A 15,249-nucleotide genomic window follows, 5' to 3' on the forward strand; every position below is an offset into this window, starting at 1 on the left:
ACCCAGTCCCGACGACGGTTCGTGTGCGACGCCTCCCGCCGGCGCGATCAGGCGACCTCGCCGTCGCCCTCGCGTTCGGGTTCGGGTTCCGGTTCCGGCGTCCCTCCGGTTTCGGCGTCCTCGCGGCTCCGATCGGCGGCGAGTTCGCGGTCGATGTCGTCCTCAAACGACGACACCGCCTCCACGGTCAGGACGCTCCCGCCGCCCGGATCGACGACCATCACTTCCTCGCCCTCCTCGATGTCGCCGTCCATCGTCCGGGCCTGATAGTACGGGTTGAACCCCCCGCCCTCGAGTTTTATTTCGCCGTCGTCGCCGGTGATGCGCTGCGTGACGCGTCCGGTCTTGCCGCGCAGCGACGCCGAGTCGCTCGTCTGACCGCTCCCCTTGCCGCCGTAGAAATCGAACTGCCGATAGCCGTACAGCGCCGCCCCGCCGGCGACGAGGACGATCGCCGCAAGCACCAACGGCAGCGCCGCCCCCGGGATGAGCCCGCCCAAAAACAGGCCGACGATCCCCGCCGCGAGCAGCGCAACGCCGACGACGATGAAGTGCGCGCCGGGGGCGAACGCCTCCATGATCACGAGCGCCGCCCCGACGAGAACGAGAAAGAACGGCACCGATAACCCGAACAGTTCGGCCATACCTCTTGTAGGACGTCGCGGTGGTTAACGCTTCGCCCGGCGAGCGTCGAGACCGTCCGCCGGGGGCCGATCGTCCCGGCCCCGCCCCCGGCCTCGGGTTATCCGACGAGGAGCCGGGAGACGACAAAAAGCGTGAACGCGACGCCCAACAGGACGAACACGGTGTTTTCGAGCGACGGATCGCCGGGTTCGATCGGCTCCGCGTTCGATTGCTCGCTCTCGGCGTCGGCCGCCGCCTGCGCCTCGCGCTCCTCGATGTCCTCGAGCGTGAACTGCCACTCCCGGGCGTCGGCTCCGCCCGCCTGCGGCTCTCCGTCGGTCCCGTCGCGGCCGTCCTTCGGGGACCCGTCGGCTCTGTCGGTCATGCGGGCAGTAGCCGGGACGCGCTCAAACCGTTGGCGGTCACCGGACCCTCGTTCCCGGTTCGGCGCCCCCGTGTGTCGTCAACAGGTCCGCCTCCTCGCCGGCCGCGAGCAGCATGCCGTCGGACTCGACGCCGAACAGCTCCGTCTTCTCGAGGTTCGCGACGACGACGATTCGGGTCCCGGGCAGCGAGTCGAGGTCGTGGAGCCGTTTGATCCCGGCGACGATCTGGCGGCGCTCGACGCCGACATCCACCTCCAGTTTCGCGAGGTCGTCGGCGCCCTCGATCGGCTCCGCCGAGCGGATCTCCCCGATCCGCACGTCGAGCTCCTCGAACGTCTCGAAGCTCACCCGCTCGTCGGCGATCGGTTCGAGCGCCGACCCGTCGTCCGCGTCCTCGTCCGCGGCTCCGCGTCCGTCCTTTCCTCCGTTCTCGCTCCCGTCGGAGCCCTCCGCCGGCGCTTCGGCGTCGCCCTCGGCCGCCTCGATGCGGGCCTCGAGCTGTCGGTTGAGCGCCTCGATCTCGTCGTCCTCCAGGCGGTCGAACAGCTCGCTCGGCTCGCCGAACGCCTCGGGCGGCGCCGAAAGCGCCGCCTCGAGCGTGGCCTCGTGGACGCTTCCGTCCTCGCCTAGCTGTGACCACAGCGTTTCGGCCTTCTCCGGTAACACCGGCTCCATGAGCACGGCGATCGCCTTCGAGAGCTGCACGCAGTCGCGGATGACCCGCGCCGCCCGCTTTGGGTCGTCGTCCGTGAGCTTCCAGGGCTCGTGCCGCTGGATGTACTCGTTGCCGAACGACGCTAGTTCGACCGGCGCCCGCCCGAGCCCCCGGACCCGGTAGTCGTTGACCGCCGTCCGAAAGTCCGCCATCGCCGCCTCGATCTCGCCTTCGACCTCGTCGCTCACCGCGGCCTCCGGCGTTCCCCCGTAGTTGCGCTCGGCGAACAACAGCGACCGGTACAGGAAGTTCCCGAGCGTGCCGACGAGTTCGCTGTTGACCCGCTCGCCGAGGCGGTCCCACGAGAAGTTCACGTCGGCCGTGAACTCGCTGCCCGTGACGATGTGGTACCGGTACAGATCCGGGTGTAGCCCCGACTCGACGTAGTCGTCGGCCCAGACCGCCCGGTCCCGCGAGGTCGAAAACGCCTCGCCGGCGAGGTTGACGAAGCCGCAGGCGAGTATCGCCCTGGGCTCGTTGAACCCCGCACCGCGGAGCATCGCCGGCCAAAACACCGCGTGGTGCTGGATGATGTCGTGACCGATGAGGTGGACGATCTCGCCGCCCTCCGGGGCCGACGCGGTCGGCTCGGCGCGGTCCCGCCAGACGGCCTCCCAGTCGTACTCCTCGGCCCCGACGCGCTCGGAGTACTGCTTCGTCGAGGAGACGTACTCGATCGGCGCGTCGACCCAGACGTACAACACGAGCTCCTCCTCGCCGTCGTCCTCCGCGGGGTAGTCGACCCCCCAGTCCATGTCGCGGGTGATACACAGGTCCTTGAGTTCGCCCTCGATCCACTCCCTGGGCTGGTTTTTCGCGTTCTCCGTGCCCTCAAGGCGGTCGATAAAGCCCGCGAGGTACTCCTGGAAGTCCGCCAGCCTGAGGAACTTGTGCCTGCGCGTCCGGTATTCGGCGGGGTTGCCGGTGATCGTCGAAACGGGGTCCTCGATCTCGCCGGGCTCGAGGTGTCTCTGACAGCCCTCGTCGCACTCGTCGCCGCGGGCCCGCTCGCCGCAGTACGGACAGGTCCCCTCGACGAACCGATCGGGGAGCGGCTGGCCGGCCTCGGCGTCCCACGCCACCTCGATCTCCTTTTCGACGACGTGATCGCCGTCGATCCACTCCCGGACGAACGACCGGGTCATCTCCGTGTTCGTCGCGTCGTGGGTGTGCCCATAGTTGTCGAACTCCACGTTGAACTCCGGGAACGTCTCCTCGTACTGCTCGTGGTACTCCGAGGCGAACGTCTCGGGGTCGACGCCCGCTTCGGCGGCGTTGACCGCGATCGGCGTCCCGTGCATGTCCGACCCGCAGACGAACGCGACCGACTGGCCGAGCCGTTCGAGCGCCCGCGAGTAGGCGTCGCCGCTGACGTACGTCCGGAGGTGTCCGACGTGGAGGTCGCCGTTGGCGTACGGCAACCCGCAGGTGACCACCGCCGGGGACTCCGTCGGGAACTCCTCGTGCATACACGACAGCCCGGGCCAGGGCGGTAAAACACTCCCGCTCTCGGAGCGTCCGATCGCCCGGAGGACCCCGCCGGCGTCGGTATCGAGCGAAATAATCGTGCGTGCGTTCTATACGCACCCCTCCGTAGCCGAACCGACCGATGAGCCTGCGACGCGGCATCGAGGCGATCCGACGGCGGCGAAAGGAGTTCGTCGTGTTCAACGCCGACCCCGACGACCCGATCGTCGACGACCTCGCGTCGTACTTCGCGGCCCAGAACGTGCGCGTCGGCGCTGCCTCGACCGCCTCCGGCGCTCCCGAGATCGCCGCCCTCAGCGACGCCGAGACCGTACTCGAAACCGTCGCCGTTCCGACGCTTCGGGAACTGGTCGGGGGAGCGCCGACCGAGCCCGACGGCGTCGGGGTCGACGACGCGGCGTACGAGCCCGTCCTCGAGCACCTCAAGGAGACCACGTTCACCTCCTACGACCGCGAGCAGCTCTTCTATGCGTCCCGCGAGATCGAAGACCGAGCCAGACGCGTCGGGACCGGGACGAGTCGGCCCGCCTCGCACAGCGGCTCAGCGCCATGAGCGACGAGTTCCACGAGCGGGTGAGCGTGTTCAAACTGGCGGCCGACGAGAGCGCCGAGCTGGCCGAAGAGACCTAACCCGGTCGGCGCGCCCGTCTCGCGGTCTCGATCCGGGTGCGAGGACGGTTCGGCGCCCGCCGCCGGTCACCGGACCGAATCCAACAGGAGCTTCTGTTCTTTCCGCTTGACCTCGTGTTGGACGTCGCGCACCGCGTCGATGTTCGCCGAGATCGAGGAGACGCCCTCGTTGACCAGAAACCGGACCATCTCCGGTTTCGATCCCGCCTGCCCGCAGATGCTCGTCGCGATGTCGTGCTCCCGGCAGGTCTCGATGGTGTTGCCGATGAGCCGGAGGACGGCCGGGTGCAGCTCGTCGAACCGATCGGCGACGTGCTCGTTGTTCCGGTCGATCGCGAGGGTGTACTGCGTGAGGTCGTTCGTCCCGAAGGAGGCGAAGTCGATCCCGGTCTCGGCCAGTTCCTCGACCGAGAGCGCCGCCGCGGGCGTCTCGATCATGACGCCCCACGAGCGCGTCTCTGGATCGACCCCCGCCGACTCGAGGAGCTCCCGCGCCCGGAGGACGTCCTCGGCGTCGTTGACCAGCGGGAACATGACCTCGACGTTGTCGTAGCCCATCTCGAAGAGCCGCCTGAACGCCTCGAGTTCGTGCCCGAACAGCGCCGGCCGATCGAGGCTCCGGCGGATCCCCCGGTACCCCAACATCGGGTTGTGCTCGTGGGGCTCGTTCTCGCCGCCCTCCATCTGTCTGAACTCGTCGGTCGGGGCGTCGAGGGTCCGAACGCGGACGGGCCGGGGGTAAAACGCGTCCGCGACCCCGCGGACGCCGTCGACGATCTCGTCGACGTAGGCGTCCTCGCCGTGGTCCTCGATGTACCGCTCCGGGGTCTTGTTCGTCGAGAGGATCATGTGCTCCATCCGGAGCAGCCCGACGCCGTCGGCACCGGTCGCTGCGGCGCGCTCGGCGGCCTCCGGGATGGAGACGTTGACCTTCACCTCCGTCGCGGTCATCGGCTTGACCGGGCTCTCCGGGCGGACGTCATCGACGGAATCGGTCTGGGCGTCGGCCTCGACGGCCCCCTCGGTGACGCGTCCCTTCTCGCCGTCGATGGTGACGACCTGCCCGTCCTCGAGCGTTTCCGTGGCGGTCCCGGCACCGATGACGGCCGGCGCGCCGAGCTCGCGGGCGACGATCGCCGCGTGGCTCGTCATCCCGCCCTCGTCGGTGATGATCCCGCTCGCGCGCTTCATCGCCGGCACCATGTCCGGCGTCGTCATCTCGGTAACGATGATGTCCCCCTCGCTGACCTTGTCGAGTTGATCGAGCTTGCGGACGATCCGCACCGGCCCGGAGGCGATCCCGGGGGAGGCCCCGAGCCCGTTCAGGATCACGTCGCCGTCGCCGTCCCCGGCGCCGTCCGAGCCCTCCCCGTCGGCCGCGCCCTCGTCGATCGTCGTGATCGGCCGCGACTGCAGCATGTAGATGTCGTCGCCGACGATCGCCCACTCGATGTCCTGTGGGCTCTCGTAGTGCGTCTCGGCCCGCTCGCCGAGTCCGACGAGCCGCCCGAGTTCCGCCTCGTCGAGGACCTGCGCGTTCCGTCTGTCTTCCGGGACCTCCAGTTCGACGGTCTCGCCTGTCTCCTCGTCTTTCGACATCATGAGCTTCTTTTCGGCGATCGTCGTCGACACCACGTCGCCGGTCTCGCGGTCGATGACGTAGTTGTCCGGCGACACGGACCCGGAGACGACGGCCTCCCCGAGCCCCCAGGCGGCCTCGACGATGAGCTTCGGTTCGCCGCTCGAGGGGTGGGAGGTGAACATCACGCCGGACTTATCGGCCGCGACCATCCGCTGGACGACGACGGCGATGTCGACGATGTCGTGGGCGAAGCCCTGCTCGTTGCGGTAGTAGATCGCCCGCTGGGTGAAAAGCGACGCCCAGCACTGCTTGATGCGCTCGATGAGGCTCTCGCGCGTGATGTTGAGAAACGTCTCCTGTTGGCCGGCGAAGGAGGCGTCCGGGAGGTCCTCGGCCGTCGCCGAGGACCGGACCGCGACGAACGCCGTCCCGTCGTCGAGGCTATCGTACGCCGCGAGGACGTCCGAGCGGACGTCCTCGGGCATCTCGGTCCCGAGAATGAGCTCCTCGGCTCTCGACTCCGCCTCGGCGAGGGCGGCGGAGTCGTCGGAGTCGACGTCGACGGCGTCGAACAGCTCCTCGTCGATGCCGGTCCCCTCGATGAACCGGCGGTACGTCTGTGCGGTCACGACGAACCCGGGCGGGACCGGCAGCCCCGCGGCGGTCATCTCGCCGAGAGATGCCCCTTTTCCGCCGACCATCCCGATGTCGCTGGATCCGATCTCGTCGAGCCAGAGTACGGGTTTGCCGGAACTCTCAGTCCCGTGTGCTGTCATTGCGCTTCGTTTCAGCGCCCCCTAACTTAGACCATTCGTTCGGCGCGAGCGGACGGCCGCCGCCCTCGGGGGTGCTCCGACGACCGATCAGACCTCGATGATCCCGTCCGAACCGCGGTCGGGCACCGCGATCGTCCCGTCGAGCGCCGTCACCGCGGTCCCGCCGACGGACACGGGGTCCGACCGGGCGCGGACCCGGACCCGCCCGGGGCGCTCGAGGAAATGCCCCTGTTCGAGGACCATCTCCGCGGGCAACCCGCCGTCGAACGCCTCGAACGCGCGGAGGTACGCGCCGACCGCCCCCGACGCGGTCCCCGTCACCGGGTCCTCCTCGATGCCGATCCCGGGCGCGAACATCCGCCCGTGGGCGGTCGCGTCCTCCCCGAGCGTATCGAAGGTGAACGCGTAGACGCCGGCGACGCCCAACGAATCGGTCAACGCAGTAAGGGCCTCCGGGTCCGGGCTCGCACCCGAGAGGGCGCTGAGGAAGTTCACCGGCACGACGAGAAACCCGAGCCCGGTCGAGGCGGTCGCGAGCGGCAGATCGGCGCCGATATCGGCGAGCGTCGCCGGGTCGACGCCGAGCGCCGACGCGACCCGTTCGTAGCCCGGATCGACCTCCTCGGTTTCGGCGACGTCGCCCGCCAGCCAGACGGTATCGCCGTCGAGTTCGAGTTCCGACACGCCGGCGTTCGTCTCCACGGTGTGCGCCCCCGCCTCCAGGCGGCCCTCCTCGGCCAGCCAGGCGTGTGCCGCGACGGTCGCGTGCCCGCACAGCTTGACCTCCTCGGTCGGCGTGAAGTAGCGGAGCCGGCGATCGGCCGCCTCGCTCGGCAACAGAAACGCCGTCTCCGAGGCGCGTAGCTCCCCGGCGATCGCCCGCATCTGTTCGTCGCTCAACCCCTCGGCGTCCGGAACGACACCGGCCGCGTTCCCCGAGAGCGGTTCGGCACTGAACGCGTCGACGAGCAGGGCGCGTCGGGTCTCCATGCGGAGGCGTTCGTCCGAGGGGATATTAAACGGGCGGCGTCGGTGCGATCCCCGCCAGCACCCGCGCTGTGATCTCCCCGCGCCGTGATCGGTCCGCTCTATCCGGTTCTACCGGCGGAACTGGCCGATTGCTTCGGGGCTTGACCCCGAGGCGATTCACCAGTACGCCTCGTGGACGGCCCGCCCCGCCGCGTTCGAGACCGGCCCGACGACCGCACAATCGAGGATCTCGTCGGCCCGGGTCGCGGGCTCGCGGCCGGTGAACTCGACGACCTCCCCGGCGCTGACGCTGTAGACGATCCGGCCGAGCCCGGCGTACCGGATCCCGCCGCTGCACATCGGACACGGCTCCGTGCTCGTGTACATCACCGACTCGGCGCGGGCCGCCGCGTCGAGTTCGCGCCTGGCCCGGTAGGCGAGGTGTAACTCCGGGTGTCGCCGGATGTCGTCCTCGGTGACGACCCGGTTCGACTCGCGCATGACGATCTCGTCGTCCCGAACGAGGACGGACCCGAACGGTCGATCCCCGCGGTCGGCGGCGTCGCCGGCGAGTTCGATGGCCTCGGCCATGTGCGATTCGTGATCGAACGTCTCGAACTCGGACATACCCGAACGCTCGGGTGACCGGCGTATAGACGTTCCGACCGGTCGGGGCGGGGCTCAGTCGTCGGCCGGCGCGGGCTCCTCGGCGCCGACCGCGCTCGGGTCCCGGATCCAGAGGTCCCCGAAGAGGTCGTCCTGTTCGAGCCTGATCCGCCCGCGGTGGGCCAAGAACAACAGCCCGAGGAACGTGTTGACCGCCGTCCCGCCGGCGGTTTCGATCTCCGCGAACAGCACCTCCTCGCGGCCCTCGTCGTACTGCCGCTGCACCCGGCGGTAGACGTCGTTGATGACGTCCTCCATGTGCTCGTCGTGGGTGCGGCCGGTCACCTCCTCGGCCGTCGGCTCGTCGTCCATCCGGAACTCGTCGGTCCCGTGGTAATCGAGCGTCTGCGTCCCGCGCGCGAACCCCGAGGGCGACTCCGAGGTGTCGTACTCCCTGGAGGACTTCCACCAGGTGTCGCGCTCTCTCTCCCGGAGGTCCCTGACCAGTTCGTCGAGCGTCTCGGGCATCCCCCGGGCGCGCTTTCGGTCGATCCGGCGATCGATCTCGTCCTCCAGTCGCGCGAACGGGTCCGCCTCCGCGGCCGGGTCCGCTGGTCGCCGTCCGCCCCCGCCCGGGGCGTCCCACGGCTCGGGCTCCGGCCCCGGACCCGCGCCCGGTTCGGCCTCCTCGTCGGGGTCGTTCCACATCGCGTCGCTTTTCATCCGCAACAGCACCGACGCATAAAACAGCGCCCTGCCGCCGGTCCGGAGGTCGGCCTCGTCGAGCCGATTGAGGAACTTGTCGGTGACGGTCACCACGTCGATATCCCACGGGTCGATCTCGCCGTCCTCGGCGAGTTGGACGAGTAACTCGACCGGCTCGAGTTCCTCGTCGTCAGCCTCCCGGAGATCGGAGACGTCGAACGACGAGAGCACGCCCTCGGCCGACGGAACGGGCCCCTCCGCGCGTTCGCTTTCGTCCCCGTCGGCCTCCCGGTCGCTCTCGTGGCCCGCGATGTTCAGGGGGATCTCTTCGGTCGCGTCCTCGCCGTCGCCGGCCGATCCGTCGGCCCCCTCAGTCATCGGCCGGCACCCCCTCCGCGGACAGATCGATCCCCGTCACCGCCGAGACGTTGTCGTCCTGCATCATGACCCCGATTGCCCGCTCGGAGCGCTCGAGCAGGGCCGCGCGGTGCGAGACGACGACGAACTGCGCGTCGCCGGCCAGCTCCTCGACCATCTCGCCGACCATCTCGGCGTTGGCGGCGTCGAGGAACGCGTCGATCTCGTCGAGCGCGTAAAACGGAGCCGGGTTGTACCGCTGGATGGCGAAAATGAAGGCGAGCGCGGTCAGGGACTTCTCGCCGCCGGACATCGCGTCGAGCCGCTGGACCGGCTTGTCGCCCGGCTGGGCCTTCATCGTGAGCCCGCCGTCGAAGGGGTCTTCTGGGTCCTCGAGGACGAGTTCGCCGCTGCCGTCCGAGAGCCGCGCGAAGATGTCCCGGAACTGCTCGTTGATGCCATCGTAGGCGTCCATGAACGTCTCGCGTTTGCGCGATTCGTACCGATCGATGCGCTCTTTGATCTCGTCGGCCTCCTTGACGAGCGTCTCCCGCTTCCCTTCGAGCTCGGAGAGATCGGATTCGACCTCGTCGTACTCCTCGATCGCGAGCATGTTGACCGGTTCGAGCGCCGACATCTCGCCTTCGAGCCGCGAGATCTCGCTGCGGACCGTCCCGTGGTCCGGGATCTCCTCGGGGTCGTACTCGCCGACCTGCGATCCGAGCTCCTCGACCTCCCACTCGAGGCGGTTCGCCTCGCCTTCGAGCTCCTTGAGGGCCGACTCGACGCCGGCGACGGCCTCCTTCTGTTCGTCCCGCGCCGACTTCGCGTCCGCGAGTTCGTTCTTCAACGCCCCGCGGTCCTCCTTGAGGTCCGCCAGTTCGTCTTCGAGTTCGGCGACGGCCGCCTCCTTTTCGGCCAGCCGCTCGCGCTCGGCGTCGATCTCCTCGTCGAGCTCGGCGACGCGCGTTTCGGCCTCGGCCTTCCGGTTTTGGGCCGTCTCGATCTCGTCGTGGAACTCCTCGATGGCCTCCTCGGCGTACTGCTTTTCGAGTTCGAGCTCGTTGCGCTCCCCGTCGATGTCGCTCATCCGCTCTTCGAGGTCGGCGATCTCGCCGCGGATCGCCTCGGCTCGCTCCGTGAGCTCCGGGATCTCTGAGTCGGCGATCTCGGCCTCCAGCTCCTCGATGTCGCCCTCGACGGCGGCGATCTCGTCGTCCGTTTCGTTGATCTCCGCCTCGATCGACTCCATGCGCTCGGCGACCGACTCGCGTTCGTCCTCGATGTCTGCGAGCTCCGAGTTGAGCCGTTCGATCCGCTCGTCGGCGTCCTCGCGGTCGCCCTCGAGCGATTCGATGTCGGCCCGGATGTCCCGGACCTGTTCGGTCGCCTCGGTCTGGCGGTCCCGGGCGTCCTCGAGGCGCGATTCGACGTCCCGCAGCTCCTCGCGGACCGACCGCTTTCGCTCCTGGAGCTCCGTGATGCGCTCGGCGACCCGCTGTAGCCGACCCTTCCCGCTTTTCCTAAAGGCGTACCGCGATCCCGAACTCGAGCCGCCGGTCATCGCGCCCGACTTCTCGACGAGGTCGCCCTCGAGCGTGACGAGGCGGTACTCGCCCATCAGCTCCCGGGCGGTGTCCATGTCATCGACGACGAGCGTGTCGCCGACGACGTACGAGAACACCCCGCTGTACCGGCGGTCGAACTCGATGAGGTCGTAGGCGAACCCGACGACCCCCGGTCGGTCCGGCGCCGAGGGCAGCGAGCGCTCGTGCATCTCCGTCATCGGGAGGAACGTCGCCCGCCCGGCGTTGCGCGACTTCAGGTGTTCGATACACCGATCGCCGACGCCGTCGTCGTCGACGACGACGTTCGCGAGCCGACCGCCCGCGGCCGTCTCACACGCCGTCGCGTACCCCGAGTCGACGCCGCCGAGCTGTCCGACCGTCCCGTGGACCCCCTCGAACCCCGCGTTCAGAACCGTCGTCACCGCCCGCCCGTAGGAGGCGTCGCCGCTCTCGTCGGCCCGCGCCTCGAGTTCGGCGTACTCCTGTTGTCGCTCCGAGAGCTCGTCATCGAGTGATTCGAGATCGTCCTGCAGTTCGCTCTTTTCGGCTTTCAGGTCCTCGACGACCTCGGTGATCGTCTCGCGGTTCGTCTCCGCTTTCTCGAGTTCGTTCCGGAGATCCGACAGCTCCGCGTCGATCCGCGGGAGCTCGTTTTCGGCCGCCTCGATCTCCGAGCGCTTCTCGCGTTCGGCCTTGCTGCGGCGGCGCGACTCGTCGAGCAGCCGGTCCTGTTTGCGCTGTAGCTCGTTTCGCTCGTCTTTGAGCTCCTGGACGGCCTCGCGGCGCTCCTCCAGTTCCGTTCGGACCGTCTCGTACTCGCTGTCGACCGCCTCGATCTCCTCTTCGAGCGACTCGAGGTCAGCCTCGCGCTCGGAGACGTCAGCCTTCAGCGAGGATTTTTCGACCTTGAGGCTGCGGATATCCGCCTCGAGGTCCTCGATCGTCTCCTGTTTGCGGTCGACCTGGACGAACGCCTGGCGGCGCTTGGACTCGGCGTCCTCGATGCGCTCGGTCTCGGTCTCGATCCGGCCTTCGAGCCGCGAGATCTCGCCTTTGATCCCCTCGATTTCGCGTTTGATCTCGAGCTGTTCGTCCTCGCCCTTCCGCTCGATCTCGGCGTTGAGATCCGCCAGGTCCTCCTCGAGGCGCGTGACCCGCCCCTGGCGCTCGTCGAGCTCCCGCCGCGTTTTTTCTACCCGCTCGCGTTTCGCCTCGATCTCCGCTTCGGTCGCCTCGAGTTCCGCCCGCTTGTCCTCGAGTTCGGCGGCCTTCAGGTAGCCCTCGTACTCCGCCTTCTCGTCCTGTAGGTCCCTGTACTCCAAGGCGGCCTCCCGCTCCGCCTCGAGTCGGTCGAGCCGGTCGCGCTTTTCGTCGATGCGGAGTTCGGCCTCGTCGACGCGCTCTCTGACCGTTTCGAGCTCCTCGAAGGCGTCGGCCTTCTTCGCGTCGAACTGCGCGACGCCGGCGATCTCGTCGATGATCTCCCGGCGGGCCCCGGCCGTCATCGTGATGATCTCGGTCACGTCGCCCTGCATCACGACGTTGTACCCCTCCGGGGTGACGCCCGCCTGCGCGAGCAGGTCCTGGATGTCCGAGAGGTTGACCGACCGGCCGTTGAGATAATAGTACGAGTAGTAGGTGTCCTCGTCGGTCTGTTTGACCCGCCGCCGGATCGACACCTCGTCGGTGTCGCCGACCTTCTCCGAGCCGGCCGCCGAGACGATCTGCTGGCGCGACAACGTCCTGTCGGCGTTGTCGAGGATCACCTCGACTGAGGCCTCCCGCTCGCCGGTGAACCCGTCGGTCTCGTCCTCGTGGCCGGGGTTGTAGATGAGATCGGTCAGCTTCTCGGCCCGGATCCCGGAGGTCCGGGCGAGCCCGAGCGCGAACAGGACCGAGTCGATGATGTTCGACTTTCCCGACCCGTTCGGCCCGCTCACCGTGGTGAAATCCTTGTACAGCGGGATACGGGTCTTTCGCCCGAAGCTCTTGAAATCGTCGAGGACGAGCTCTTTGATGTGCATAGCGCGGGCGTCAGGCGACGATGATGTCGTCGCCGGACTCCGATTCGGACTCCGCGTCCTCCCCGGAGCCGTCGGTCGCCGTCTCCCCTCCGTCCGTCGGTTCGGTTCCCGCCCCGGCCCCCTCCGGCGCGCCCGCTTCGTTCGATCCGGCCTCGCCGGGCCGGCGACGCTCGAAGACGTCGAGTTCGACGCCCGTCTCGTCCTCGATGGCCGCCAGTCGCTCTTTGGTCTCGACGAGTTCGTCGGTCAGCCCCTCGATCGTCGCCTCGAGCTCGCGGACCTTCGCCTCCAGTTTCTCCACTCGGTTCCCGGACATACAGCCGGGTGGGTCCCCCGAACGTATAAATGTGCGTCAGACGTTGCCACTGCGTCCCGCCCCCGGCGCGTCCCGGCTGCGCTCTCGGCGCCCGCTGTCGTCAGGCTAAAGACTCCGCGCGAAAAGCACACGGCAATGACCGCACAGACCGCAGAGCAACGAGACCGCACGGCCGTCATCGGCCTGGAGGTCCACGTCCAACTCGAAACGGCGACGAAGATCTTCTGCGGCTGCTCGACCGACGCCGACCCCGACGAGGACCCGAACACCCGGACCTGTCCGGTCTGTCTCGGCCTCCCCGGCGCGCTGCCGGTGTTGAACGAGGGGGCCGTCGAGGCCGCCGTCAGGATCGGCAAGGCGCTCGGCTCGGAGATCCCCGAGGAGACCCGCTTTCACCGGAAGAACTACTACTACCCGGACCTGCCGAAGAACTTCCAGATCACCCAGTACGACGCCCCGATCTGCGACGGCGGCGAGTTGGCCTTCAGCGTCGACGGCGAGCGCCGGACCGTCGGCATCGAGCGCGCGCACTTAGAGGAGGACCCGGGCAGCATCTCCCACGCCGGGGGGTCGATCGACACCGCGGAGTACACGCTCGTCGATTACAACCGCGCCGGGACGCCGCTCATGGAGATCGTCACCGAGCCGGACTTTCGCAGCGCCGCCGAAGCGCGGGCCTTTCTCGCGAAGCTCACGGAGGTCCTCGAGTACCTCGGCGTCTTCGACGTGACCCGCGACGGGAGCCTCCGGGTCGACGCGAACCTCTCGATCGTCGAGCGCGCCGCCGACGCCGACGCCGACGCCGAGATCGACGAGGCGGCCCTCGGGTCCGCGAACCGGACGGAAATAAAGAACATCTCCAGCCACAAGGGGGCCGAACAGGCGCTGGCCTACGAGGAGACGAGACAGCGAAACGCCATCGAGCGCGGCCGGGAGGTCGAACAGGAGACGCGCCACTGGGACGAGTCTCGCGGCATCACCGTCTCGATGCGATCGAAGGAGGCAGAGAAGGACTACCGGTACTTCCGCGAGGGCGACCTCCCGCCGCTTCGGGTGGCCGACTGGACCGAGCGGATCGAGATCCCCGAACTCCCGGACGCGAGACGCGAACGCTTCGGCGAGGAGTACGGGCTCGACGACGAGGCGGCCGCGAAGCTCACCTCGACGAAGCAGGTCGCCGACTTCTACGAGCGGCTCGCGGGATCGTTCGACCCCGAGACCGCGGCGACGTGGGTCGCCGACAACCTGCTCGGGGAGCTCAACTACCGGGACCTGGAGATCGCCGACGTCGAGGGTCGCCTCGGGGAGTTCGCGCGGCTCGTGGCGTTAGTCGACGACGACGAGATAACCGTCAAAAACGCCGAGGAGGTCGTCCTCCGACGGATGCTCGACGACGGGCTCGACCCCGATGAGATCATCGAGCGCGAGGACCTCGGCAAGACGGACGACGACGCCGTCGCGGCCGCCGTCGGCGACGCGATCGAGGAGAACCAGGAGGCGGTCGAGGACTACCACGCCGGCGAGGACGGGGCGCTCAACTTCCTCGTCGGACAGGTCATGCAGAAAACCGGCGGCAGCGCCGACCCCGGGACGGTCAACGAGCTCCTCCGGAAACGACTCGAGGGCTGATCGCCGGCACCGGTTCACCTCCTGTCTCGGTCCTCGGTTTCCGTTCTCGGTTCGGTTCGACCTCTCGGGCCCGCTCAGATCTCGCCGGCGTCTTCGGGGCCCGCCGCTTCGGCTTCGGGGCTTTCCGGCGCCGCCCCGGACCCGCCCGACGCCCCCGTTTGGGCCCGCGGATCGACGGACAAAAGCGCGGCGAGCAACAGCAGCCCGATCGCCTCGAGGGTCTTCGAGACCACCGAAAGCGTCACCCGACCGGCCTGGTTCGCGCCGGTGGCGATCCCGACCATCGGCTCGACGTAGTGCGTCCGGACCACGCTGACGACGCCGAGGTGCGCGCCGCCGCCGTCCGCGCCTGCGCCGTGCTCGTCCCCGCCGTGTTCGTGGCTGCTGTGTTCGTGGCCGCCACCATCGCCGCCGGTCGCGCCCTCTCCGACCGTCGCCCCGTCCTCGAGGGCGATCCCGTGTTCGAGGACGGTGTGCCACACGAGCCACCCGAGGACGTAGACCGACAGCATGCCGATCCCGAGCAGGTACGCGCGGCGGTGTCCGATCCGGCCGGCCGCCACCCCGGCGATGCCGACGAGTATCGCCCCGCCGGAGAGCACGAACAGCCACGGCTCCGGCTGTTCGAGCGCCCGGCCGGCCGCGAAGTACGCCCACAACAGCCCGGCCTCAGAGAGCTGTGCGAACTCGGCGCCCCCGACGATGAGGTGGATGACCGCGACGGCACCGACGACCTGCAGGGAGACGAACCGGAGCTTGCGGGCCGACGCTTCCTCCATGTCCGCGCTTGGGCGCGGGGTCAAAAGAGCATACCGGATCGCGACACGCCGCGTTGGACCGTCGCGACGACGCCGGCTCGCGCCCCCGGAGCCCC

12 protein-coding genes are annotated in these 15,249 nt (G+C 68.8%); 2 read left to right on the forward strand and 10 right to left on the reverse strand.

The annotated features are described in order from the left end of the window. Positions 1-47: 47 nt before the first annotated feature. The 3 genes from Q0916_RS08495 to metG form a co-directional block, all read right to left on the reverse strand. A complete protein-coding gene (locus Q0916_RS08495) occupies positions 48-644 on the reverse strand; it encodes an NfeD family protein (RefSeq protein WP_299236588.1) in 597 nt (198 codons plus the stop codon). A gap of 98 nt (positions 645-742) precedes the next feature. After that, a complete protein-coding gene (locus tag Q0916_RS08500; RefSeq protein WP_299236591.1) occupies positions 743-1,009 on the reverse strand; it encodes a DUF7312 domain-containing protein in 267 nt (88 codons plus the stop codon). 37 nt (positions 1,010-1,046) lie between these two features. Further along, a complete protein-coding gene (gene metG / locus Q0916_RS08505) occupies positions 1,047-3,194 on the reverse strand; it encodes a methionine--tRNA ligase (protein WP_299236593.1) in 2,148 nt (715 codons plus the stop codon). A gap of 140 nt (positions 3,195-3,334) precedes the next feature. On the opposite strand from metG, the gene Q0916_RS08510 reads away from it, so the two are divergent. Next, the gene (locus Q0916_RS08510; protein ID WP_299236595.1) at positions 3,335-3,766 is read left to right on the forward strand and encodes a hypothetical protein; all 432 of its coding nucleotides are present in this window, start codon (positions 3,335-3,337) and stop codon (positions 3,764-3,766) included. A gap of 143 nt (positions 3,767-3,909) precedes the next feature. Here the strand turns inward: Q0916_RS08510 and ppsA are convergent, their stop codons facing one another. The 6 genes from ppsA to Q0916_RS08540 all read right to left on the reverse strand — a co-directional run bounded on the left by ppsA (position 3,910) and on the right by Q0916_RS08540 (position 12,746). Beyond that, on the reverse strand, positions 3,910-6,201 hold the full coding sequence (ppsA, locus tag Q0916_RS08515) for a phosphoenolpyruvate synthase (protein ID WP_299236597.1): 2,292 nt from the start codon (positions 6,199-6,201) through the stop codon (positions 3,910-3,912). 87 nt (positions 6,202-6,288) lie between these two features. Further along, complete coding sequence (locus Q0916_RS08520; protein WP_299236598.1) at positions 6,289-7,191, reverse strand: PhzF family phenazine biosynthesis protein; 903 nt, start codon at positions 7,189-7,191, stop codon at positions 6,289-6,291. Positions 7,192-7,347: 156 nt separating this feature from the next. Then, the gene (locus Q0916_RS08525) at positions 7,348-7,797 is read right to left on the reverse strand and encodes a nucleoside deaminase (protein WP_299236600.1); all 450 of its coding nucleotides are present in this window, start codon (positions 7,795-7,797) and stop codon (positions 7,348-7,350) included. A gap of 54 nt (positions 7,798-7,851) precedes the next feature. Beyond that, positions 7,852-8,859, reverse strand: coding sequence for a segregation and condensation protein A (locus Q0916_RS08530; RefSeq protein WP_299236601.1), 1,008 nt, complete (start codon positions 8,857-8,859; stop codon positions 7,852-7,854). Then, positions 8,852-12,430, reverse strand: a complete 3,579-nt coding sequence (gene smc / locus Q0916_RS08535) for a chromosome segregation protein SMC (RefSeq protein ID WP_299236602.1) — start codon at positions 12,428-12,430, stop codon at positions 8,852-8,854. The genes Q0916_RS08530 and smc overlap by 8 nt, the downstream gene beginning before the upstream one ends. Positions 12,431-12,440: 10 nt before the next feature. After that, positions 12,441-12,746 carry a DUF7518 family protein gene (locus Q0916_RS08540; RefSeq protein ID WP_299236603.1) on the reverse strand — a complete coding sequence of 102 codons (306 nt, stop codon included), beginning with the start codon at positions 12,744-12,746 and terminating at the stop codon, positions 12,441-12,443. 135 nt (positions 12,747-12,881) lie between these two features. Here Q0916_RS08540 and gatB point away from each other — a divergent pair, with 135 nt between their 5' ends. Further along, a complete protein-coding gene (gene gatB, locus Q0916_RS08545; RefSeq protein WP_299236604.1) occupies positions 12,882-14,375 on the forward strand; it encodes an Asp-tRNA(Asn)/Glu-tRNA(Gln) amidotransferase subunit GatB in 1,494 nt (497 codons plus the stop codon). Between the two features lie 74 nt (positions 14,376-14,449). Here gatB and Q0916_RS08550 read toward each other — a convergent pair whose 3' ends face one another. Then, positions 14,450-15,154 carry a hypothetical protein gene (locus Q0916_RS08550; protein ID WP_299236606.1) on the reverse strand — a complete coding sequence of 235 codons (705 nt, stop codon included), beginning with the start codon at positions 15,152-15,154 and terminating at the stop codon, positions 14,450-14,452. Positions 15,155-15,249: the final 95 nt, after the last annotated feature.

The organism is Natronomonas sp. (genome assembly GCF_028274965.1).
GTDB lineage: Archaea > Halobacteriota > Halobacteria > Halobacteriales > Haloarculaceae > Natronomonas.